This window comes from Paenibacillus tundrae, assembly GCF_036884255.1.
GTDB lineage: Bacteria > Bacillota > Bacilli > Paenibacillales > Paenibacillaceae > Paenibacillus.
The window spans coordinates 1,102,922-1,125,385 of the sequence record NZ_CP145605.1 but is presented as its reverse complement, the minus strand read 5'-3'; the positions used below and the strand labels follow the sequence as shown (position 1 = coordinate 1,125,385).

The 22,464-nt window shown below is 44.7% G+C and carries 22 protein-coding genes; 5 read left to right on the top strand and 17 right to left on the bottom strand.

Annotated features, from left to right (window positions below; translation table 11 throughout):
• Window positions 1-101: 101 nt before the first annotated feature.
• Entirely contained in the window at window positions 102-1,205 is a 1,104-nt protein-coding gene (locus V6W81_RS04900; protein ID WP_338541852.1) for a CotH kinase family protein, read from the bottom strand.
• Between the two features lie 342 nt (window positions 1,206-1,547).
• Between V6W81_RS04900 and V6W81_RS04895 the strand changes: the two genes are divergently transcribed.
• Window positions 1,548-2,387 carry a hypothetical protein gene (locus V6W81_RS04895; protein WP_338541851.1) on the top strand — a complete coding sequence of 280 codons (840 nt, stop codon included), beginning with the start codon at window positions 1,548-1,550 and terminating at the stop codon, window positions 2,385-2,387.
• A 318-nt stretch (window positions 2,388-2,705) separates the two neighbouring features.
• On the opposite strand, the gene V6W81_RS04890 is transcribed toward V6W81_RS04895, so the two are convergent.
• From V6W81_RS04890 to V6W81_RS04840, 11 genes are all read right to left on the bottom strand, one after another.
• Window positions 2,706-4,361 carry an extracellular solute-binding protein gene (locus V6W81_RS04890; protein WP_338541850.1) on the bottom strand — a complete coding sequence of 552 codons (1,656 nt, stop codon included), beginning with the start codon at window positions 4,359-4,361 and terminating at the stop codon, window positions 2,706-2,708.
• A 58-nt stretch (window positions 4,362-4,419) separates the two neighbouring features.
• Window positions 4,420-5,289, bottom strand: a complete 870-nt coding sequence (locus V6W81_RS04885; protein ID WP_056694637.1) for a carbohydrate ABC transporter permease — start codon at window positions 5,287-5,289, stop codon at window positions 4,420-4,422.
• Window positions 5,290-5,308: 19 nt separating this feature from the next.
• The gene (locus V6W81_RS04880; protein ID WP_338543941.1) at window positions 5,309-6,184 is read right to left on the bottom strand and encodes an ABC transporter permease; all 876 of its coding nucleotides are present in this window, start codon (window positions 6,182-6,184) and stop codon (window positions 5,309-5,311) included.
• A gap of 311 nt (window positions 6,185-6,495) precedes the next feature.
• A complete protein-coding gene (locus tag V6W81_RS04875) occupies window positions 6,496-7,596 on the bottom strand; it encodes a response regulator (protein ID WP_338541849.1) in 1,101 nt (366 codons plus the stop codon).
• A 5-nt stretch (window positions 7,597-7,601) separates the two neighbouring features.
• The gene (locus V6W81_RS04870; RefSeq protein WP_338541848.1) at window positions 7,602-9,470 is read right to left on the bottom strand and encodes a cache domain-containing sensor histidine kinase; all 1,869 of its coding nucleotides are present in this window, start codon (window positions 9,468-9,470) and stop codon (window positions 7,602-7,604) included.
• Window positions 9,471-9,618: 148 nt separating this feature from the next.
• A complete protein-coding gene (locus V6W81_RS04865; protein ID WP_338541847.1) occupies window positions 9,619-10,500 on the bottom strand; it encodes a hypothetical protein in 882 nt (293 codons plus the stop codon).
• A gap of 356 nt (window positions 10,501-10,856) precedes the next feature.
• Window positions 10,857-11,582, bottom strand: a complete 726-nt coding sequence (locus tag V6W81_RS04860) for a nuclease-related domain-containing protein (protein ID WP_338541846.1) — start codon at window positions 11,580-11,582, stop codon at window positions 10,857-10,859.
• Window positions 11,583-12,001: 419 nt separating this feature from the next.
• Window positions 12,002-12,892 carry an NAD(P)-dependent oxidoreductase gene (locus V6W81_RS04855; RefSeq protein WP_338541845.1) on the bottom strand — a complete coding sequence of 297 codons (891 nt, stop codon included), beginning with the start codon at window positions 12,890-12,892 and terminating at the stop codon, window positions 12,002-12,004.
• A 225-nt stretch (window positions 12,893-13,117) separates the two neighbouring features.
• Entirely contained in the window at window positions 13,118-13,702 is a 585-nt protein-coding gene (locus V6W81_RS04850) for a hypothetical protein (protein WP_338541844.1), read from the bottom strand.
• A gap of 15 nt (window positions 13,703-13,717) precedes the next feature.
• On the bottom strand, window positions 13,718-14,062 hold the full coding sequence (locus tag V6W81_RS04845; protein ID WP_338541843.1) for a hypothetical protein: 345 nt from the start codon (window positions 14,060-14,062) through the stop codon (window positions 13,718-13,720).
• 53 nt (window positions 14,063-14,115) lie between these two features.
• A complete protein-coding gene (locus tag V6W81_RS04840; protein WP_338541842.1) occupies window positions 14,116-14,478 on the bottom strand; it encodes a hypothetical protein in 363 nt (120 codons plus the stop codon).
• 101 nt (window positions 14,479-14,579) lie between these two features.
• Here V6W81_RS04840 and V6W81_RS04835 point away from each other — a divergent pair, with 101 nt between their 5' ends.
• Window positions 14,580-15,116 carry a hypothetical protein gene (locus V6W81_RS04835; RefSeq protein WP_338541841.1) on the top strand — a complete coding sequence of 179 codons (537 nt, stop codon included), beginning with the start codon at window positions 14,580-14,582 and terminating at the stop codon, window positions 15,114-15,116.
• Between the two features lie 99 nt (window positions 15,117-15,215).
• Here V6W81_RS04835 and V6W81_RS04830 read toward each other — a convergent pair whose 3' ends face one another.
• The 4 genes from V6W81_RS04830 to V6W81_RS04815 form a co-directional block, all read right to left on the bottom strand.
• Entirely contained in the window at window positions 15,216-15,497 is a 282-nt protein-coding gene (locus tag V6W81_RS04830) for a hypothetical protein (protein WP_338541840.1), read from the bottom strand.
• A gap of 156 nt (window positions 15,498-15,653) precedes the next feature.
• Window positions 15,654-15,860, bottom strand: a complete 207-nt coding sequence (locus V6W81_RS04825) for a hypothetical protein (RefSeq protein WP_338541838.1) — start codon at window positions 15,858-15,860, stop codon at window positions 15,654-15,656.
• A 359-nt stretch (window positions 15,861-16,219) separates the two neighbouring features.
• Window positions 16,220-17,263 (bottom strand): ABC transporter substrate-binding protein, encoded by a 1,044-nt coding sequence (locus V6W81_RS04820; protein WP_338541836.1) that lies wholly within the window; start codon window positions 17,261-17,263, stop codon window positions 16,220-16,222.
• Between the two features lie 61 nt (window positions 17,264-17,324).
• Window positions 17,325-18,983, bottom strand: a complete 1,659-nt coding sequence (locus tag V6W81_RS04815) for an AraC family transcriptional regulator (protein ID WP_338541834.1) — start codon at window positions 18,981-18,983, stop codon at window positions 17,325-17,327.
• A gap of 544 nt (window positions 18,984-19,527) precedes the next feature.
• On the opposite strand from V6W81_RS04815, the gene V6W81_RS04810 reads away from it, so the two are divergent.
• Both V6W81_RS04810 and V6W81_RS04805 read left to right on the top strand, forming a co-directional pair.
• Window positions 19,528-19,740, top strand: coding sequence for a hypothetical protein (locus V6W81_RS04810; protein ID WP_338541833.1), 213 nt, complete (start codon window positions 19,528-19,530; stop codon window positions 19,738-19,740).
• Window positions 19,741-19,762: 22 nt separating this feature from the next.
• Window positions 19,763-20,104, top strand: a complete 342-nt coding sequence (locus tag V6W81_RS04805) for a hypothetical protein (protein ID WP_338541832.1) — start codon at window positions 19,763-19,765, stop codon at window positions 20,102-20,104.
• A 93-nt stretch (window positions 20,105-20,197) separates the two neighbouring features.
• Here the strand turns inward: V6W81_RS04805 and V6W81_RS04800 are convergent, their stop codons facing one another.
• On the bottom strand, window positions 20,198-21,493 hold the full coding sequence (locus V6W81_RS04800) for a galactokinase (RefSeq protein ID WP_338541831.1): 1,296 nt from the start codon (window positions 21,491-21,493) through the stop codon (window positions 20,198-20,200).
• 357 nt (window positions 21,494-21,850) lie between these two features.
• Between V6W81_RS04800 and V6W81_RS04795 the strand changes: the two genes are divergently transcribed.
• Window positions 21,851-22,339 carry a hypothetical protein gene (locus V6W81_RS04795; RefSeq protein ID WP_338541829.1) on the top strand — a complete coding sequence of 163 codons (489 nt, stop codon included), beginning with the start codon at window positions 21,851-21,853 and terminating at the stop codon, window positions 22,337-22,339.
• The last annotated feature ends 125 nt before the right edge of the window (window positions 22,340-22,464 follow it).

Genomic DNA, 22,464 nt, shown 5'->3' with positions numbered 1-22,464 from the left:
TGCTTCTATTCTTATTACCCTACTTTTCTGCAAGAAATAGTCTTCCCCTCTTTTTTAACGCAAAAAAAAGGAAGGTATGCCCTTCCCAAGCTGTTGGATGCTCACAACTGATGTAGCTTCTCATGGAGATATTCCCGGCGTTCTGCCACGTAGGTACGAATTCTCTCGGGTTCACCAGCAAACACATCCATAGGCCATTTCATATAAGGGTCTTGCTCAACCTCATTGGAGATTTCATGATATAGTCGATTCACGATCGGCATGATCTTCTGCTCTGTAAAAGCCGTCTTCAGATGATGACGCATCAGTTTTTTATATTGCTCGCGAAAGCGGCGAAAAGCTAACATTTTCCCGGTCAGTTTATTATACCCTTGAATCCGAACAAGACTGGCATCCACTTGAACACCATAACAATCTCTTCCCCAGGTTCCTTCATAATCCCATGGAAGAATGCCATATTTGCGAGTTTTCGTTTTCTCATACCACGTATAATTCTGATCGAACCCATCGTAGTTCCCTGTAAATACAGCCCCGCATAACCAGCGCAGGTAATTGTCTGTATCCATCCTTGTCTGCAAAAATCGAAGTAGATCCAATCTGGACTTTGCATTCAATTGTTGGATAAACATACGCAGCCTCGCCTTATCCACTTCCTTGCCACGGATCAGGCTGTAGCCAGACAAGAGATTCGTTCTCGTATCGGTTGACGAAGAGTCCGAAGGGATTGCAAATCCCGCATGATCGTTAATGGCGTAAAAGATACTACGTACAGGAATTTTCCGTTGGCGAAAAAAGAAAGATTTCACACCTTCAATTCTTAGGTATACCCCCAGAAGCTGTCCGTTCAAGTATAAAACGCAGTGCTTGGTAGATGGCGCAGGCACCCGGATCGACTCAAAAAAGCGAAAAGACAGCGCATTGCGAATGAGCGAAGGATCATCGTACTCTGCATTAAAGTGATACGTTCGACTAGCTGTGCGAATCTCAAATGATTTTTTGGCATAACCGCGTGTATGCCCTCCCCGATAACGAATCCGGATCGGTATCTGCTTGCCATCCATCTGCATAGAGCCTTTCACAAATTGTTCTGACCATATATTGGATGTTAGTTGCTGGTATTCGTTAGAAGATATGGTGATCCGGTAAACAGGTAACCCCATGTTCATCCGCCTTTCAGAAGACTGTCGATTGTCGTTCAATCCCATTCTTCCTGCATCCTATGCAAACACACAGTTAACCGAACGGGCAGGTGCACATTTCCAAACTACACATCATGAAGAATTTATGCTGAATCGCTACAGCACTCTCCTGCAGATTGTATGACCACAGCTCAATTCACACCTGATCCTTCTCTATAAATATACAAATAATCTAATAGATGATAGCCAAATTCATAACCAAATGGTTGATTGGCTAGACCCTCTATGAAACACGAAACATATGATTACATTACAGATAAACTTGAATGCAGATTAAGAGAGTAAGACAACATCAATCATCAGTCATTTCAGTTGTTCTGAACTTATGTGATGGAAGGGGTAAGTGCAATGTCTATTAATGGTCAGGGAGTGAGAGGTTTAATCGGACGAGAGGTTAAAGTTAATCGGGGTGCTGAAGCTGTTCAAGGTAAGGTGGTTGATGCACGGAGTGATTACATGGTACTGATCTGTAAGAAAGGATTCGTCTATGTAAATGGTTTAAATATCAAAAGCATCACTGACACAGGACGTTCCAGCGGTAGCAGCACGCCATTGAGTAATCCTATCCCATCCAATTCCTTCATGGAGGTCTTACAAGCACTTCGTTTCCGTCGTGTGCAGATTAATCTGGGCTGCCGTGATGAGGTTGAGGGCATTCTCGCTGAGGTCAACCAAAGTCAGATCATTATTACAACCGACCGTCAGGAAGTTATTCGAATCCCAATCTATCATGTCAAAACAATCTGCGTGGTTCGTGGCGGTCATACGTCTACCGGACATAAATCTAGCGGAACAACATCACACCCTGACAAATCCAGTGGGCATAAATCTTCGGGACATAAGTCCTGTGGCAAACAGCCACACAAATCTTCCGGGCACAAATGCTGCGACAAGCATCCGCATAAATCTTCTGGGCACAAATGCTGTGACAAACATCCACACAAATCTCCGGGACACAAATGCTGTGACAAACATCCACACAAATCTTCGGGGCACAAGTGCTGTGACAAGCATCCGCATAAATCTTCCGGGCACAAGTGCTGTGACAAGCATCCACACAAATCTTCCGGGCATAAATGCTGCGACAAACATCCGCATAAATCTTCGGGGCACAAATGCTGCGACAAACATCCGCATAAATCTTCCGGGCATAAATCGATCGGGTATGTCTCTGGACGTAGAAAATAAATTCCTACTGCAAAAACTTAACGTTATCTGCCAGTTTACATGGGAGAATGCTAAGGTGGTTCTTAAAGCACCGCCTATTCTTCTCCCTCTGGGAGATATCTACAAATAACATATGAATACTACACTACATATGACACTTCATGAACGGGAATGATCTGCCTAAATGTTCGTAAACTAGGCAACACATACTCCATCTCGGATCAATATAAAGAACCAGAACAGGTCTTGTTCTGGTTCGAGCTAAGCTCCTATTAAAATCAACTAGTATGTTTACGTTTTCAAGCTTGTCTGGCATGTTGTCCAGACTGTACTGTACTTTTACTCTGATTTCTCAAAATCTGCCTGTTGCTGTTCATAGATTTCATAGAAGTCTTCCCACACTAGTACATTGTCCTTTTCCTTACTCCACCAGTCTTTGTACCACGCTTCAATCTCCGAGCCGCCTCCTTGCTCCCACTTCTGCTGCGCTTCCGTCGCAGCCTGTTCCACCGTATACTTACTGCCACCAATAATGGAACGAGTGTATATATCATTGATGGCTGTGCTCACATTTGTAAACTTCACTTGGAGTTCCTTCGGCAATTGCGGCATATGCTCCGAATGGGTAACACCTTCTCCCACAGGAAGATCCGTCATATAGACCTCCCGTGCTTCCTTGAAGAGACGTAGTCCTTCCTTCTGCGATGGAATCTCTTCACTGAACAACATTTCCGTATACCCGCACTTGCCTTCCTCAAGACGACTGTACAGCATAGCATAATCGCCAGCCCAGCTGACCTCTTGTTTGTATTTTTCCTCATCCAAAATTCGCGGACAGCCTTGATCGTTCAATGTATAATGCGTGCCTTCAAATCCGTTTTTGAAGGTGCGACCGTTTTCTGTTTTGGTTAGAAAATCAATATACTGCATGGCCGCTTCGGGATTTTTGGCACGAGCATTGATGGCTGCGGTCATCTGAACCGGGTTGTTCCACACCATCGTATACTGCCCTACCGACGTAGATGGTAAAGGGATAACCTTCAATTTTGCCTCAGGAACATTCTGCATTAATGTATCCAGTTCCTTGGCTGCAAACCCCGTATAATCGGATGTCATGGCGGCATACATGCCGATTTTGCCATTCAAGAAATCCTGCTTCGCCTTCGCACCATCCTTATCGGTCAGAAGGTCTTTGTCCACTACACCTGCTTCATACAGCGCACGTTTGAATGAAGTTGCTTCCTTCAAATGGTTAGGGCCAACCACAACCTCTCCATCCTCCATGTTTACAAAGTTGGCATTGTACATATACCGGAACAGACCTGCCGTATCGCCGAACTGAAATCCACCAATACCGTAGGTGTCGTCGACGCCGTTGCCGTCCGGATCATTCTCCGTAAAAGCTTTGGCAACTGCGAGCATCTCCTCCTCATTGGTCGGCACCTCCAGATTTAGCTTCTCCAGCCAATCTTCTCGAATGAAAAAGCTCACCAGTGGAAACACCTCGTTCATTCGCCCCACTTCATATAACTTACCATCACTTTTAATGCCTGCCTTCTTCAGCGGGGGATATTTCTCCATTAACGCCTTGTATTCCACACTCGAATTCTCAATCAACTCATCTAGCGGCATAAGCTGCTTCTGATTGAACAGAGTATTACGGACAGGTGTACCAAATTCAAAAATAAGGTCGGGCGCGCTGCCAGAAGCAAATAATACATTCAGCTTGGATTGGGATTCCCAGCGGGGAACTGCCGTGTATTTTACATTTGCCGGGCCGTTCTCATTAATCCACTTCGACCACATATTATCTTCAATCGTACCCATACCGCTAGGGACGGCTCCACGATCATAGATCGTTGACGTGATGTTCCCCCTGCTATTCTCCCCCTCTGCCTGTTCACCTGAGCCTCCCCCAGAACATCCAGCCAATAACCCGCCAATTAACCCCAGAACGAGACTCGACTTCATCCATGCCTTCATCGTTAATGCCATAGATAAGACCCTCTTTCTCCCTATATTATGAACGGATGCAATGTGACCAACAGCCTTGCTAACCTTTAATGGAGCCCAGCATGACCCCTTTGACAAAGTACTTCTGCAAGAATGGATATACCGCCAGAATAGGTATGACCATCACGATGACAGCGGCTGCTCGGATACCTTCTGGAGTCAGGTTCGAAATCATCGTTGGATCGGTAAAATCCTGTACATTCAGATTGGACATAATCATGTTTTGGACAAGCACGGTCATGTTGTATTTCGACGTATCATTGATATAAATCATCACGCTCATGAATGAGTTCCAATAGCCTACGCCATAAAAGAGAGCAATCGTCGCCAGCAACGGTTTGGATAACGGCAGCACGATTCGGAACAAGAGCCCAAGCTCTCCACAACCGTCGATGCGTGCAGCCTCGTCCACTTCCCCTGGCAGATTTTCAAAATAAGATCGCATGATCAACATGTTATACGTGCTCACAAGACCCGGTAACCAGAGTGCGCCATAACTGTTCACGAGACCGAGATTCTGCACAACCAGATACGTTGGAATGAGTCCACCGTTAAAAATCATCGTAAACACCATCGCCATCGTAAAAAAGCGTCTGTGATAAAAGTGTCTGCGTGACAGCGGATAAGCCGCCATAATGGTTACAGCCATACTGAGCCCGGTGCCAATCAACGTAATCTCAACACTGTTCCAAAATGCATTCAGAATGGGCGTTCCCGTAATCAAGCTATGATAGGAGAACCAGGTAAAATCAACCGGCCATAATCCTACCTGACCAGACACGACGGCTCTTGCATCACTGAACGATAAGGCGACGATATTCAGTAGAGGCAGGATGCAGCTAATCGCTACCAATGACAACAATACATAATTGATTAGATAAAAGACTTTTTCTCCTCTAGTTTTTCTCATGCCGCTTCTGTTCCCCTCCCTACCACAAACCTTCGTTAAATCGACGTGCAATATAGTTCGCGCTGAAAATGAGGATAAAGGCGACTAGTGACTCGAATAGCCCCATTGCTGTCGTCAGACTGAATTGAGCTCCCTGAAGACCGGTGCGGTATATATACGTACTGATTACATCCGCAATCTCGTTGACATTCGAGTTCTGAAGCATATACACTTGGTCGAATCCAACCTCCATCACCCGTCCCATCGACAAGATCAGCAGGAGGATAATCGTGGAGCGGATGCCCGGAATGGTCACATGCCAGATCTGACGTAGCTTACTGGCTCCATCCATCTGCGCAGCCTCATATTGGCTTGGATCAATAGTCGTTAGTGCTGCGAGAAAAATGATGGCATTAAAGCCCATGTCTTTCCAGATGCCAGATCCGACGAACACGGCAATCCATGAACCCTTGTTATACATAAACGGATAAGGTTCTCCGGTCCAGGCTTCGACCCAGCGGTTCACGATGCCATTCTCCAAGGAGAATACCGTCATGATCATCATCGCAATAATGACCCAAGAGAAGAAATGCGGCATATAGACCACCGTCTGTACTGTCCGCTTGAAAGCCATGTTCCGCACTTCATTCAGCATAATAGCTAGAATAATCGGAATGGGGAATCCAATAATGATGCTTAATAAACTGAGGAACAAGGTGTTACGAATAATCTCCACCGTACGTGGATCACTGAACAGTGTCTGGAAATGCTGCAAGCCCACCCATGGACTATTCCATAGACCGTCGTAAAAATTATAATCCTTGAAGGCCATGACCAATCCCCCGATGGGTGCATAACGAAAGGTCAGATAGAACAAAATTACCGGAACAAACATTACGATTAACGGAATATTCATCTTGAATCGTCGCAGCCGTTGCTGCCGAATGCGCTGCTTTATTTCATCGTCCGGTGGTTGGAAACCAGATGGCGAACCTGCGGTCAGTTCCCCCTTCATTTGCATCACTCCCTTCAACTGCTGATGTACTATAGTTGTATTTTAGATAAAAATGTAAGCGTAAACATTCGATATTTAACGATTCTTTTTTAAATTTCTACACAAAAATAACCCCACATGGCCTGATGGGGTCATCCTTGATATGTGCCGCTAAGGGAGCGGTTTTCGTTCGAAACGATATACATTAGATGAAGCAGACTGTATATTACAGGCTACTTATGGGGTATTCCGCCTGTTTGCTTGTCTACCTGTTCACCTTTTTGCTTGCGGTATTCGCGAGGTGAGACACCTGTCATTTGTTTGAATACCGTCGTGAAATAACTGGAATTATCAAACCCCGTCTGTTCCGCAATATCCGCCATGCTCTGCCGGGTGCGGTGAAGCAGCAGCTTAGCTTTCTCAATTCGGCGTCTGCTAACATATTGGCTAAAGCCTTGGCCGGTCTCTTTTTTGAACAAATGACTTAAATAATTGGGTGTCACATGAACATGCGTGGAGACTGATTGCAGCGTGCAACTTCTGAAATAATTCATCTCCACATACTGCATCACTCGTGTAATAACATGATCCTGATGTTCCTGAGTTAGCCGTTTCAGCATATCCAACCACTCTTCACTCTTGCAGCGAGCCCAGGCGATGACTTCCGGTACGTGATGAACCCATAGCAGTGGCTCTGGACCAAATTGCTCCGTGCTACTGGATTCCTGGAGTTGAAGCTGCTGTGCCAGCAATTCTGTCATCACCTTCATCAGCATATGTACCTCTTCTTTGGCACGTGGCAAAGTCATTTGGGACGCTTGTTCCAAGAGTCCATCTATACGTTGAATGATCGCTGCGAATTGATGGTGGAGCAATAGTGAGGTCAGTTCCTCTCTCAGTCTTTCCGTTCGGTTGACCTGACTATACTGTGCCCTGATCCGATTGTCGGACTGTTTCTGGCGATATCGTTCATGTGCCTTACGCAGCACCTGACATGCTTCGTCGAGGGAAAACGGCTTCAGCAAAAATTCGATCGCACCGTAACGAATGGCACGCTGCGCATATTCGAATTCCCGATACCCAGTCAAAATAATAATCATGATGTCGCGTCCACTCTCGTGTATACGTTCAGCCAAGTCCAGACCGTCCATTATAGGCATGTTGATATCCGTAATAATCAGATCAGGTGTGCAGTTATCTACAACTTGTATTGCTTCTTCTCCATCTGCTGCTTCCCCAACAACTTCCCAGCCAAGAGGATTGTTACGAATCAGATGGATCAGTCCTTGACGAAATAACGTTTCATCATCCACTACAAGCAAACGTCCATTCACAGCACCTACTCCTCTCTGTTATCTGAATGTTCCGAATGGGAATTATCACCCAACTGATAAGGCAAACGAAGCCGTACAAGCGTACCTTCATCTAACTCCGACTCGATCTGCACACCATAGGGCTCGCCATGAATCAGTTCAATTCTTCGAAGAACGCTCTGCATGCCTATATGTTCACGCCCCTCATCTGCAGGTGCCATAGGTTCCATAATGCGTTCCATCACCGATGTGTTCATGCCGCAGCCATTATCTGAGACTTCTATGATAAGCATGTCTGGTACCGCGTCTTGTCCATCTTGGTATGAGCAACGAATATCCAGATGACGGTTATCTCTCTTGTCTGCAAAGGCATGAACAAACACATTCTCCACGATCGGTTGAAGCAGCAAGCGAATCACCTGGCAACGGAGCAATTCTGAAGGAACGGAAATTTCAATCGACAACGCTTCCTGGTAACGTGCTTGCTGGATCTGCAAGTAATGTTCGATCTGGTTCATCTCGTCTTGTAAGGTCGTTAATCGCTGTACAGGTTCAAGCGTATATTGCAGCATTTCGGACAAGGCAGTGACCAGGCGAGCTGATTTCTCGTCACCAAGCATATAGAATTTCCAGAAAAACATACTGAGTGTGTTATACAAAAAGTGGGGGTTTAGCTGTGCTTGAATTGCTTTGAGCTCCGCTTCTTTCTCACTGAGTTCCCGCTCGTACACTTCATGGATCAGTGTGTCAATCCGGGAAGCCATCGCATTGAATCGTTCACCGATGAAACCTAGCTCATCCCGGGTCTCAATCTGCACCCGTGTATTGAACTGTCCATCACGCACTCTTTTCATCGCATTGACTATACTCGCCAGCGGACGCAACAACCTACCACTAATGATTGTGATAATAAGCCAGGAACATACTATGCTAGCAACCGCAGAGAAGACAGCGACTTTTACGATGATCTTGCCTTTATTCTGAATCTGAGCTAGTGATACTTTGCTGACCAAGGTGAAATTAGCCTTGTCTGAGGTTTGTTTGGTATACAAATGCGTCGTGCCCTGTTCATCCCTAATCTCGGTTGCCCCTATACTCAACTCCTTCAAGGGCGGTGGATCAGCATCTTGATTATGAAAGGCATATAGAAGCTCACCATTGGTGTCGAATAGATACACCGCAACTTCATCATTTAGCCGCAGGTCTTTGAGATACGATTCAAACAGCGAGGTGTTAAACAGTATTAACATCACACCATACGTCTCCAGATCAACAGAGCGCATTAATCGTCCTGCTAAGATCCAATTGGTCTTCTCTTCCTGTATAAATGCATCCGATTCCAGACGATTCCAAACATATTCACCACCTGTTCCTTCTAATCTATGAACCATCTCTGCCAGATAGGAGGGATTCATCTGTTGAAATGAACCAGCAAAGGCTCCGAGATTAAACACATTTTCTTTCAAATCATAAATACGGAGACCCATAATCTCAGGTGCATCCAATCGTACCTGGTACAATTGATCATCCAATTCATCTTCCAGCTTCATCTGATCATAGGAGGAGATGCCTGCTTCTTGTGCCTTAATGGCATTTTTGACGGAGGGATTCAGGGTGATATAATCGGTGACTTTGTACATATCATTGACCCGGGAATCTAGACGTGCAAGGATCTGTTCTGCGGTAAGGCTGTACTGACGACTCACTTCTTCGTTAAAAAGGTCGATATGTATGCGGTAGGTGATTAACCCCGTAATTCCTGAGATGACTACCGTGGCCGCCGACAAAAACAAAATGAGCTTCGTTCTGAATTTAAAGCGTTTACAAATTTCATCCCACCACTTCACATACACGCACCTCACTCTTACTTCCTTACCAGTTTCTTGTAAAAACATATCATACCCCTATGCGAAAAAACAGAAAAACTCTGACAACCACAGAAGCGGCAATCAGAGTTTGAACACATTTGAATCGCGTTGCATATTGCAAACGAAGTAATGGAATTGTACAACCAGACCAGACTTGCTCTTGGTCAAGCTGTCATTATTCCCCGTAAATTTCTTTGATTCGCTCTTCCTTGTTCGTAGACAAAAGGACATTCAGGAATCCCATCGCATTGTTTGCATCCGTTCTCGCTGTCTTGTACACCTCGGCAAACGCAGCTTCATCCTGCGCAGGGTCGATCTCAGCTAGCTTGGCCCATGATGTACGAGCCTTGTCATACAACGTGGTTAGCGTGATGTCATCCGTCGTCTGTGCAACAGGTGCCATTGATTCAAACTCGGAGGACTGTTGGAAGAAACGCAATGTATTAACGAAGGATGCATTGCTGTAATCCTTGTTATTCATCGCCTCCTCGGTAATTAACAGACCTTCTCGAGCGATAAATAGCGTCTTAACCATAGCACGCTCCAGGTTAGTCGCTTCCTCCCATGTTATATAGGATTCATTCGGTGCTTGAACGGTAGTGAAAAAAGGAAATGCATCATCAATTAATGGCTGTGAATCTGTATGAATAGGTCTCCCCGTATTCACATCGACTACAGCATCACTATAGTTGGCAATATTCACGTTTTTGGAATCTTTCTCACTTACACGGCGCACCGGATGATCATCTAACGGAATTCGGATATATCCCACGTTGTCCGCATACTTCTCAACGAGTTCATCCATCGTTGAATCAAGACCGATCTGCCCCTCTTTTACAGAAGAATCTGTCTCGCTTGTGTTGGAATCAGATGAAGTATCGGCATCCGAACTAGCTGCTGTCTGATCCGCTGGCGTTTCAGTTGCCGCCGTTACTGGAGTGGAGTCCTGTGTCGGCTCCGCCGTCTTCGCTTCCTTTGCTCCTCCGCCGCAGGCGGTCAACACAGCCGCCAAGCTAAACAATGCAACGAACATTTTAATTGAACGATTCCAACTCATTGTGTGATCTTCCCCTTATCTTGTGATTGTCTCTGAGATTCATTAACCTGTACATCAAAGAATGAATAGAACTTCCGAACGCAATCCATTCATATGGATTGATACCATAGCTCACCAATTTGATTCACATAACATGCATAGTTCACAATTACATATGGTTTGTATTTTAGCATAAGTTAAATCTTGGGTGTATACGTCGATATACCTGTGCCATGTGGGTCTCTAATCTACCCACCCATATCGCACCGAAAAACAAGAAACACCGTTATCTAGTAGAAGACAACGGTGTTCATGAATGCCGATTGAATTGAGGTCAATCACTTGTTACTTGTACAACTTATACAGAGGGCTCGAGTCTACTTAATCCCTTTCGCCTTCTCCATGTGCTCTGCTCGAACTTGAGGATCTGTCGAATTCGCGGAGGATAACATCTCATAGATGGCTTGAATGTCCTGCTCCTTGTACACCGTCTCCGGGACTTCTGACTCAAGTCTCTCTGTCTTACGCAGAATTGTCTCTACGAGTTCATGATCATAGATGATCAGTTCATCCGATTGAACATAGCGAACAGCAGGATCGACGCTGATTCGGCAACGATTGGTGAACGTCACCATGGAGATGAGGCGAACCCTTTTGTAATCCCCTAGATGTGCTTGAATGGCCTCCACATGTCCGCGATGCTGCATTAACGGATTGTACATCTTAATTCGGCTGCTGCTAACCGTCCAATTGGCCTCTCTTCTTCCCCCACGAATCTCTCCTGTGGTTAAATTACGAGTCTCAATGACGAATATCCCTCTTGGCCCGATGACCACATGATCAATCTGCGAGTAACCTGAGCGCGATTTGGGATTGGTTACAAGTAAATCATGCAAACATTTGTACGCTGAAGGAAGACGGTACAGCTGCTCCGCCGTACTTGGTTCCTCTGGTTGCTGGGTCCAGTCCCCTTCCGTTTTGCGACGACTACGAGCCATCCGTGTCCGACTTGGGATTGTTGCAGACATCGACGGGGCTGAAGCAGTAATCGAGTTTGCTAGCTCTGGCTGTGACTTGAACAGAGACATTATTTTTTTGAACATGGGCAAGCTCCGTTCTATTTAGTGTAGGTTTACGGGTCTTTGCGGGAAGCGGAACAATATCCATTGGAGGATGATGAACTTGATTATGTAAACTTCTATTACTTATGTCGGATAAAAAGCAGGAGAATTAAAGGGATATACGCCAAAAATTCAAGTTTCACTTCCATTATACATGGATATTTAACCAATACTGTGACTTTAGACGCATAAATATGAGGGGGTTTGTAAGAAAAACTTGTATCGACGTACTTCAAAGAAGACAGACCGCGCTTAAGTGAAATTTTTCTTACGATAATCGAATTGCTCAGCTCAGCTGAAAACGTATGAATTCTATTATCTAAAAAAAGGGCGTGTGCCTTTCTCCAATCGGAAGAAAAAAGAACACACGACCTTTGTCATCATCGTAACTATGATCGTTATTATGCTTGAAGATAATATGTGTAGAGGACTTGCGTACCTTTCTCGTCGAATCCATTCTGGGCAATCTCTTGATACAGCGACTCTGCCAGTGCTAACCCTGGTGTCTTCATGCCCATGGCTTTCGCCGATTCTAAGGCAATCCCCATGTCTTTAATAAAATGTTTCACATAGAATCCTGGCTCGAAATCGCCAGCGATCATCCGCGGTCCGAGATTACTAAGCGACCAACTGCCGGCTGCACCGGTGGCAATGCTCTTCAGCACGCTCTCCGCGTCCAATCCCGAAGTCTTCGCATAGGCGAGTGCTTCGCATACCCCCATCATGCCAGAAGCAATCGCAATCTGGTTGCACATTTTAGTATGTTGACCAGCTCCGGCTTTGCCTTGCAATACGATATTTGTACCCATCTGCTCAAACAGAGGACGAACAGCCTCGAATGCCTCTGAAGATCCACCAACCATAATGGAGAGCTTGCCATCACGAGCGCCAATATCGCCGCCTGATACAGGTGCATCCAGAGCATGCAGCCCTTTCGCTTCAGCCGCTTCATAGATCCGAGCAGCCAGCAATGGGCTAGATGTAGTCATATCGATCAAGTACGAGCCCGGTTTGGCATTCGCCACTAATCCGTCCTCGCCAAGATAGATTTCTTCCACGTCTTTCGGATATCCAACCATGGTGATAACTACATCACAGGCAGCCGCGAGTTTGGCAGGTGAATCATGCCATACCGCACCTTCCTTTACCAAAGCTTCTGCTTTGGCTGCAGTTCGGGTATAGACATGTAACGGATAGCCTGCTTGCTGGATATGCCCTGCCATGCTTTTGCCCATCACACCTGTTCCAATAAAGCCAACATGTACTTCTCCTGGTACCTTAGATCGTGCCATCGTAGGTTTCCTCCCTTAACCATCTCTATTTCTTCTCGTGCTATCTCAAGGATCGTGATAGGTTTAATGTTAATCCTTTCCGACGGGTTCGTCCATCTCGATTGCAGCTTTCTATGAAAAATACCAAAAAATAACCATTTATATAGATGGAGCTATAACGTTGGCAACGACGTGCCGATGATTCAGCTCTGAGTGCAAGCTCGCTTGAATTTACTTAGATGCGCCCTAGATCTCGGAATCTCCATACGTATAGATTGTATCTCCAGCTTCGTTTAAACCAACCATGTTTAACTTCACTTCTGTTAAGGGTTCTGTAAGGATAACGTACCAGAGCCTGTCCTCATTCGCTAAAGGGGCAATGTTTGCTTCAATTGGAGTTGAGGCAGAGGCTGTGTCATAGCTCACTTTTAACTGTGTAATGTCCGGATCATGAATTTTTCCATACAGGATGGTGTTATAGTCCGTATCCGACCACTTTAATGCAGAGATTCGGGTATTTACCCTTTCGCTAGGGTCGTCATAGAGAGAACCTCCAGTTAACCTTAACTCAGAAGACCATCGCTTCTGCTGTGCAAAAGCAAGGGAAAGGCCCTCTGTAGCATAGTTATCATAAAAAACGAGTTGAGTTCTGGAATCAATATCTGCCACAACCTTCACTTGTTCAGGCTGAATGTTATATTCGTTAAGCATGGTATGCAAATCTCTGGAAAAACCATATGTATTCAATATTAATAGCAGTACACCAACTATTGCTGCAATCAACAAGCCTATTCCTAATCCACGTTTCTTTCTATTTTGAGGAATATTCATGTGCGTCTCCCCTCGTTAACCCAAAAAGTGTAGATACTTTCCAAATCTCTGAACAGTAAAGAATGCAATAATCCACAATAAAGGTAGTTGCATCATCCAGTAAGGAAAGATATACCGTTCTGATCGATATGAAGCCCATCCTCCGATGATAGCCACAATCACACTTATTGGATATGAGACTACAATTTTACCCATCCAATCCGATGCAACTTGAAATTCTACTGGCGTCGGTGCCCCAAGAGACATACCAATAGCAAATGCAACGAAAGGCCATGCTAGCAACGTCATACCGTATAAGAAGGTAAATACGACGATATACGTATGACTCGTTTCCTTATTGTTCAATATTTGTTTCCTCAATCGTAGTCCTCCCCTGATGTATGCTCTATATAGTAGCGGCTGACCTACCCTGTTCATTTGGAATAATAGAGCATCACCCGCATTCGTGTTGTGAGAATAAGCATCTGAGGTAGAAACACAACGCACATATAAATAACAAGAATGATCCATACATGTGCGGCAAAATTGGCAGCAGTGGCAGATGGATCTGGACGCGCGACCCAAAACCACCAGCTTGGAATGGCAACGAGCCAGGTCAGTCCTGTCGAAATAAGCATTTCCTTCACACCTGCCCATACCATGCAAAAGAGAATAAGTATAAGTATGGTCATAAACCAGGAGTTCAGTGGCGATTTCCAAGTCATAACGCTAAACCAAAAAATCGGATACAGGACTGTAATCGCCCATTTCCAGATCGGATTCGTATATATGTTCATGATGTCTCCTTGATTGTCTGTAATAAAAGTAAAATAAAAAGGGATTATTTTCATTCTTCTAGCTCATACTACCTTCAGGAAAATGTTGAAGGAGTGACAATATGCGTTTAAAAAGCATCGTTGCCGTTGGAGCAGTTCTCGCCTGCTCGTCCCTATTATGGGGATGCGGGAACGGAAATACGAATCATACCGCCGAGACTAATGACACCGTTCAATCTCAAGGCTTCGGTGATCCCAAACGGCTGGAAGCTTCTCACCTAGAAGCCTTGGAGCGGATGGAAAAAGACCATATTCATCGCATGGTTTCCCTGAGTGCAAGTACCGATGGGGATAAGGTGATGACTACACTTGAGCGCTCCAGTCAGAAACTGGAGGAGATGAGACCCCTTGCTGAGATGCTTCAATATGGCGGACATCCGGCACTTTTACAACGAATTCAAGAGATGTCGATTGATATTCAAGGCTCCAAATCCGTGGTAGCTCAGATGAAAGACCATCCTAGTGATGGGAAGATCAAGCTGCAATCCGCTTCCAAATCAGATGCCCTGCATCACATCAGCAGCTTCCGTGAGTATCACCAATATATGCAAAACTATATCCAGGCTCAAGATCAAGGCCACAGCCAAGAATCACATTAACCTATTTTCATAGAGGATGGCGAGCCACTCTCTATCAGTGCAATCGTTAGCTTGGAAAGATCCTTTTCCCTGCTACCGGTTGCTCTCTTTATAACGACATCATTCAACCCATAGTGATACCCATATAAAAATGCAAAACAATACAATAGGAGTAAGTGCTCCAGTCGTAATCATAATTCCCAGTTGCGCAGGTCTCAGATTGGAGAAAGGATGATTGTCCATGTTCAGAATCTTCTTCCGCCATCTGGCGTTTCGGAGCTGTTTGATCATACGATTCAACATCTTTCTCCGTTGCTCCTGTCCCTCAACTTCCTCCACTAGAGCCTTTAGCTCGCTGTACATCCGTTCCTCTTCCTGATCCCATGAAGTGCTTGTACTCATTCTGCGTTTTCTCCCCTCGTATTGAAAATAAACACAAAATTAGCCAACCTTTTATAACACGACGATGCCATCTATTCACATCTACGCATAGACCCTACTTTATCAACACCTCCAAAGTGGAGGAAGTTTGCTTTTTTTCTAAATACTTACCTGCACTTAAGTAGATAGCATCTCAAGCAAATGGCTCCCTGCCCACAGTAAATAACCTGCTTGCGCCATAACAACCAGCAACGACTCCCTCATTGTTAACGCTCTTTCTCTTCTGACCTTACGAAGATGCATCAAGTAAAACGCGTTACACACTAACAACAAAAGGATTCCGAGCATATTGATGTTTTGCAGAATCGGTGTCGTAATAGACAAGAAACTCACTCTCCTTATCACGATTATAAAATGGATGCGATATGCTGAACGCTGTGTATATGCTTTCTATTTTAAGCTGCAATTGCCTAAATCCTTTGAAAGGAAAGTTTACCTTTTTTACTCAGATCTCACAACCTTAATTTGGAAAATATACTCTTACAGAATAGGTATAAGTGTGGGATTCAACAGGCTCCATATTTACATAAAAAACACCTATCATCGTACTTTCAAAGAAGACAGACCGCGTTTTGTTGTCATTTTTCTTGCGATAATTGAATGGTTCAGCTCCGGTGAAAACTTATGCACAGTCTATTATCAAAAAAAAGCCCGGACACATTGTCCAGGCTCTTCGTTAGCATTTATTTGGATTGCTCTCGTTCCACAATCATCTTCGCAATCTCTTGAATCTGTAGCTTTAATGAGATCGGATCATTACCCCAGAACAAGTCTGGATCGAGTTGGAACACTCGATTATTTTTAACCGCGTCCAGTGTCTTCCATACGCCTTCGTTACTGCCCCACACCTCTGGAAGCATCTCCCCTTGATCCAGGAAAATGAAATCGCCAGCATACTCGCCAACTACCTCGTATGAGATCTGTCTGTTCGTTTCTTTGCCAATAATCTCATTACGCTGCTTCTCTGGTGGGTTCAGCTTAAGATGTGTGTAGATCGCTTCGCCACCCCGGTAGCCACCGTTACCGTAGACATAGAAGTTTTTATCAGCTACAAACACACCCATCAAAGCAAATGTATCTTCTGGCGTGATGTAAGGGCTAATCTGTTCACGTGCATCCGCAGCAACCTGATCCAGTCCTGTAAGCCATTCTTCAGCTTCCGCTTCTTTGTCAAAGACACTTCCGAAATAGCGCATATTCTCATGGATATCCGGAAAATGGTTATACGGTATGACAAGGGTTGGCGCTATCTTCTCATACTGCTCAATGATCTGAGCATCTGCCGCCGGATTCACCCAAGTAATAATGAGGTCTGGTTCCAGCTCCAAAATGCTCTCAAGCGAACGTTCACCAATATCCGCAATGCCCTCAATCTGATCTTGAATGACTTTGTTCTCCAATTCCCATCTCGTTGCACCTACCGGCTTGATCCCAAGTGCCAACATATTTGGCAGGTAGCCATCTACGACAATACGCTGCGGGTGAACAGGTAACTCCAACTTTCCATTCGGCGTATCGATGATATGTGTTTCCTTGCCAGCTTCTTCGGAGCTGTTGGCTTCTCCATCTGTCTGTTCTCCATTCGCTGCCACTGTGCTTGTATCCGCCTCAGTTCCCTGCTCCGTCGCTGCTGTATTCGTTGCTGAACCGCAAGCAGCGAGCATCAAGACTAGCATCATGAGTATAACGATTTTGAAAATATGTAAACCTCTTCTCTGTGTCTGCATAACACCCTCCAATTAATAATGATTATCATTCTCTATAACAATCATTATTATAACGACCAGATTAACGGATCGTCGATGTGTTATGGTCGGGTTTCATGCCTGTACAATCGTTGGATTCATTCGAAGAAAGTAACGCATGTCGTATCTTTTCCAGTTGTTTATCCAGTGACAGCCCATCATCCATCCAGAATTCATTCAGCACCAGAGGATATACACGACATCCCAGCTCTGTAATCAATCGCTGCCACACCTGTCTGGAAGTTAACTTCTCAAGCCCATTCTCATGAGAGGAAGTAGGTATAATGACCAACATATGATCTGCGGCATATTCTATCATTTCTTCTTCCTGAATAAATAAAGGTCTGTCCTTGTCCAATACCTCCTTCTGAATCCGATCAGGGGGAGCACATTGCAAAGCCTGATATAAATTGTAGGCGGAACGCACCTTCGTATGCGGAATCAACCATCGCTGATCGTAATTCAGTTCATAGATGCCCACTGTTTGTTGTGGCAAAATAACACTTTTCAATAAACGACGTGTCTCGTTCACGTTAGATTGGTACTGAAAGATCCACTCCCGAGATGCTTGTTCTCTAGTGAACAATGCTCCAACCTTCTCCACCTCTTCGATCTTGTCCAGCTTCCCCCATTCGAGCGTAACTACCGGAGCAATCTCTTCTAACGCTGTCAGCACATCTGGAAAATGATAAAAATACGTTGGCGCTAAGATAAGCTCAGGACGCACTTCTCTCATTTGTTCGACCAACTTGGCATTGTCGGTAACGACCGTTTGTTGCAGTTCATCATGAAGCAGCTCGGATGAATCATATATTTCATTTGTGGTCAGGATGGGTGTGATGCCGATCGCAAGTAATGCTCCTACAAATTGCAAAGCTGCAATCTGCTTCGTCTGCTGCAAGCTACGAAAGGCCCCTGGCGTGATATGCACATGTTTTTTGAAGGTTTTGCTCAGGTATGAACTATCCGAAAACCCTGTCCTAAGTGCAATTGTCTGGATTGAATCAGATGTGGTGAGTAAGAGACGTTTGGCCTCGTCCAGACGAAGGCGATTGAGGTAATCCCCGAAGCTCCACCCTGTTTCCTTACGAAACAAGGATGAAAAATAGCTTGGATTAAATCCCGACATCTGTGCAAGCTGTAACCGGGTCAGATTGGTGTCCAGATTGTGCTGCATATAAGTACATACTTGTTTAATGGATCGTTCCCGCACATAGTTCCCCTCTGCATCATCCCAATGAATAAACACCTGTTGAAGTAATTCATTTAACATTAGATTCACTTGAGGATTACGCTTAGGGTTGGCCGCATGCATAACACGCTCTACCAGCTCCTGAAGACTGCCCTGTAGATGCCGAACAAACTTCATTACCCTGCCATTCTCCGGCAATTGCTCATCACTGAGCTGATATTGAACACTATCTCCCGTCTGTTCCACAAGCTGATAACGCTGAAACGAAATAATATATACGGAATGCATCGCTTCCAGCTCAATGGGCTCCAACTTAAGTTCGCCAGACATGGACTGAAGAAAAATGCATTTCCCACTCCCTAGCGTGTACTCACGCTCATCCGCACGAAGATGAATTCCGGATAAGGGAATCACTAACGTCGGATTGGACACTCGCAGACGAATCGGAAATACCGTTCCAGTATCAGCTACTTTACGAACCTCCTGACATTCATATAACGTAGACAACATTCTATTTCACTTCTCCTTCCACGCTGATCTGCAATCCAAAGTTATATCTAAAAGACCCGCCACCTGCACACAGGCAACGGGTAATTATGTATGTATCAAGTACTGTTGAAGAGATCCTTAACATGTACATCCACCGCAATTCCTGATGCAATGTATCTCCTTGAGCATATCATATGGAGGTTCAATCGACTATCTAACCGATCTAATCAAGAACATCAACAAACAGCGGTTCCCGACTGACCCTCGAGTGGTCAAAGAGCCGCTGCATGAATTTCGTTGTATCCATTATCCTGAAGTCACCAACCATAGGCAGACTAATGGCCCGAATGTTAAACATGTTTCACACCTATGAACCGCTGTTTACTGAGTTAAAAAGTTAACGTATATTAATTATTAAGTATTCATTTCACATATATGGGGGGTTGAAGATATTTTTATAAAAAATATTCAATTTATATCAATCACTTTTATATTCTTCATCTTCATATTGGGAGGATGCAATTCAATTCCCAATCAACACAAGGTTATTGAAGAAACCACTCAAGTGGGTCATCAATATTTTATTGATCACTATAATACTGAAGTGGAATTTACTGAGCATAAATTCATGCCAAAGGATCTGAGTAACAATATCAGTTTGAGTGGACATGTTAAAAATAACAAAGAAACTACGATTACGATCCTGATTGATTATAATACGTTTGAAGTTCAGACAGCCGTTGTACCAAGAGCGTTATTGGACAAAAAAATCAAGTGATTTCCAGCAAGGAGTAGTAGATATGTTTGATCATAAAAGGCGGTCACCTCTAAACGTGTTCCTCACGTTTAGTTTAATCATCGTGTTATTATCAGCTTGCATGCCCAGTGAGAAAAAAGAAATAGTTGATAAAGCTGAAATTGCCAGCCTAATCTATTTCAAAGAAACCTATGGAATTGATGTGGAGTTTACAGGCCACCGATTCATTCCGTCTGACTTATCCCATACCGTATCACTGACGGGGCATGTTAAAGGAAATACATCTCAAGAAATATTTGCAATGGTCGACTATGATACATATGAAGTCAAAACAGGCTCAGTACCAGATGATATCCAACCTCTTAACTCGATGTATGAGGACTAAATCCACTTTATTAGCCTACACAAAAAAGCAGCGTAAACACCAAACATCATGTTTAGGTGTATCGCTGCTTCTATATTAATGATGCATGCTCTCTTATGCCTTGTTCAGTTCCGCATTCAGGCAGATGGAACCATGCTGACGTACGTTAACTACGATTACTGGAGTATCCAGCATACCGCGCATCCAGTTCATGTATTCTTCTGCTTTCTCATTTGGTACAATCGCCAGAATTACGCCAGCGAATCCACCGCCGTGTACGCGACATGCGCCATCGCCGAGCTTGCTGAGGTAGTTCTCTGTCAGCGCGAGAGCCACCGAAATTTCCTGTGCACGGGAAGCTCCGCTCTGATATACGTTCTGGAGCCATTTCCATGATGAGTTACCGGATGCCGTAATCAGGGATAGGAAATCAGCAAAACGTCCATCACGCAGTGCATGCACCTGTCCATCTACACGCTGGTTCTCCGACAAGAAATGAAGTGCACGCAGCACCGCACGATCTCCAGCCGCTTCACGGATCGCTGGCAGCTTCGCATAAATATCTTCTTCCGTAATTTCACGAACATACTCCTTACCAAGCGCCTGTGCGACTGCTTTCATCTCGTTCGGCACCGAAGCGTAGTCTTCGGTCAGATCCGCATGGTTACCACCTGTATTCACGATGACCAAGGAATATCCGTTTTCTTGGAAATTCCATTCCACAGGCTCAATCACAGGTTCAGCCGGATTGGCAAAATCGATGGAGATCAATCCACCATAGGCACAAGCCATCTGATCCAGAAGACCGGATGGTTTATTCCAGAAGTGATTTTCCGCATATTGTCCAATCTTCGCCAGCGTCACCACATCCAGCTTACCATCATTGTAGAAATGGTTCAGGATCGCACTGATCAGCATCTCAAAGGATGCAGAAGAGCTCACGCCAGAAGCCGCAAATACGTTACTGGAGATGTCTGCCTTGAATCCACCGATGTTGTGTCCCAATTCCACGAGTCCAGCAGCGATACCACGGATCAGTCCAGTTGTACCGTCATCCTCCGCGTTCGGCTTCAAGTTAGCGAGATCAATAATATACTGCTTGTCGTATCCTTCGGAATAAAACGTAATCACATTATCGTCTGTTGGTACAGCCACCGCAATGGTATCAAGCGTGATGCTACCCGCCAAAACTTTACCATGGTTATGATCTGTATGGTTACCACCGATCTCGCTGCGCCCCGGGGAGCTGAACAATTGAACTTGCTCCTGCTCACCAAAGTGCTCACGGAATGAAGCATCCAGCTTCACATAACGCGCACCCTGCTCTTCGACATGCTGTGGCCCGTACATTTGCGCGAGCAATGCCTGTCCCTGTTTTGATTGAATGAGTTCTGTTACCTGTGTGGTCATCTCTATTCCTCCCATTTCATATGTAAGCGGTCTAGTAACCGCTATCTCTGATATAGCCTAAATGTCTTCATTGATTTAGCCTTCCCCATTATCTCAGCTTCCGAGACGAAAAGGTAGGGCAGAATTGAAATTTTGTAAGCGTTTTTTGAAATATTTACGTCTAAACACCTGTCCCGCTGGGTGGCGACTTTTCTAGTTCTATGGATATCAGAAAAAGCAACGTAATATCTCACATATACAATTTATGGTTTCGATTCAGTTCGAGATGAATTATACTACAAGGATATCCATTTTTGGTGACAATCTACCCTCTAGTCTGAGGTACGTTTGCGTCATATTAGGAGGTCGTTCAACGAAATGATGAAAACAAGCAAAACCACTCCAAAGGGAGTTTCCTTCTTAGCTCTGGTCTATCTAATTCTAATGGCGTTCGTCTACGGTGCATATATCTGGATTGAACAATACCGCCTAGATCAGGCTCAGTACTGGCTCGCCTCAAGTCAACTTTCAAATGAAGATGTGATACCCATTCAACTTGTAGGCACTTGGTCAACGACGACCGAAGTGGTATTCTATGCGTTATTCGGTTGTGCATTCATTTTTAGTGTATACCTCTCTCGGCGATTGGGCTCGACGCTAAAGTCTTTCCTTATTTGGAACACCGTACTAATCGCCACCATTGGAATTGCTGGTTATATCGTATCTCGATTCTCCGCCTTGCCGATTGGTAATCTGTTGCAGCCCCTTTTATTACCAGCGAGTGTACTCGCCGCACTATTCTTGTATCAATTATGGGGCAACATGCGATCAAGCCGTAATCGTACCATGCGCGGTAAACTGGAATAGGTTAGAAGCCTTTGATCGTGAACTCCGGAATCGTGGAGTGGATCAGAGGTTTTTTTGCCATATAAGAACATATCCCAACAAGCTAATAATCCATCCTTGACTGTAACGTAACGTCATCCTTGATA

Coding starts and splice junctions, on each gene's coding strand:
- V6W81_RS04855 (WP_338541845.1), bottom strand. CDS start 12,892: ATGGCACGATCTAAGGTACCAGGAGAAGTACATGTTGGCTTTATTGGA.
- V6W81_RS04860 (WP_338541846.1), bottom strand. CDS start 11,582: ATGTTCAAAAAAATAATGTCTCTGTTCAAGTCACAGCCAGAGCTAGCA.
- V6W81_RS04880 (WP_338543941.1), bottom strand. CDS start 6,184: ATGAATATTCCGTTAATCGTAATGTTTGTTCCGGTAATTTTGTTCTAT.
- V6W81_RS04800 (WP_338541831.1), bottom strand. CDS start 21,493: ATGACCACACAGGTAACAGAACTCATTCAATCAAAACAGGGACAGGCA.
- V6W81_RS04835 (WP_338541841.1), top strand. CDS start 14,580: ATGCGTTTAAAAAGCATCGTTGCCGTTGGAGCAGTTCTCGCCTGCTCG.
- V6W81_RS04885 (WP_056694637.1), bottom strand. CDS start 5,289: ATGAGAAAAACTAGAGGAGAAAAAGTCTTTTATCTAATCAATTATGTA.
- V6W81_RS04900 (WP_338541852.1), bottom strand. CDS start 1,205: ATGGGATTGAACGACAATCGACAGTCTTCTGAAAGGCGGATGAACATG.
- V6W81_RS04795 (WP_338541829.1), top strand. CDS start 21,851: ATGATGAAAACAAGCAAAACCACTCCAAAGGGAGTTTCCTTCTTAGCT.
- V6W81_RS04895 (WP_338541851.1), top strand. CDS start 1,548: ATGTCTATTAATGGTCAGGGAGTGAGAGGTTTAATCGGACGAGAGGTT.
- V6W81_RS04815 (WP_338541834.1), bottom strand. CDS start 18,983: ATGTTGTCTACGTTATATGAATGTCAGGAGGTTCGTAAAGTAGCTGAT.
- V6W81_RS04830 (WP_338541840.1), bottom strand. CDS start 15,497: ATGAGTACAAGCACTTCATGGGATCAGGAAGAGGAACGGATGTACAGC.
- V6W81_RS04890 (WP_338541850.1), bottom strand. CDS start 4,361: ATGGCATTAACGATGAAGGCATGGATGAAGTCGAGTCTCGTTCTGGGG.
- V6W81_RS04805 (WP_338541832.1), top strand. CDS start 19,763: ATGTTTGATCATAAAAGGCGGTCACCTCTAAACGTGTTCCTCACGTTT.
- V6W81_RS04865 (WP_338541847.1), bottom strand. CDS start 10,500: ATGAGTTGGAATCGTTCAATTAAAATGTTCGTTGCATTGTTTAGCTTG.
- V6W81_RS04870 (WP_338541848.1), bottom strand. CDS start 9,470: ATGTTTTTACAAGAAACTGGTAAGGAAGTAAGAGTGAGGTGCGTGTAT.
- V6W81_RS04850 (WP_338541844.1), bottom strand. CDS start 13,702: ATGAATATTCCTCAAAATAGAAAGAAACGTGGATTAGGAATAGGCTTG.
- V6W81_RS04820 (WP_338541836.1), bottom strand. CDS start 17,263: ATGCAGACACAGAGAAGAGGTTTACATATTTTCAAAATCGTTATACTC.
- V6W81_RS04840 (WP_338541842.1), bottom strand. CDS start 14,478: ATGAACATATATACGAATCCGATCTGGAAATGGGCGATTACAGTCCTG.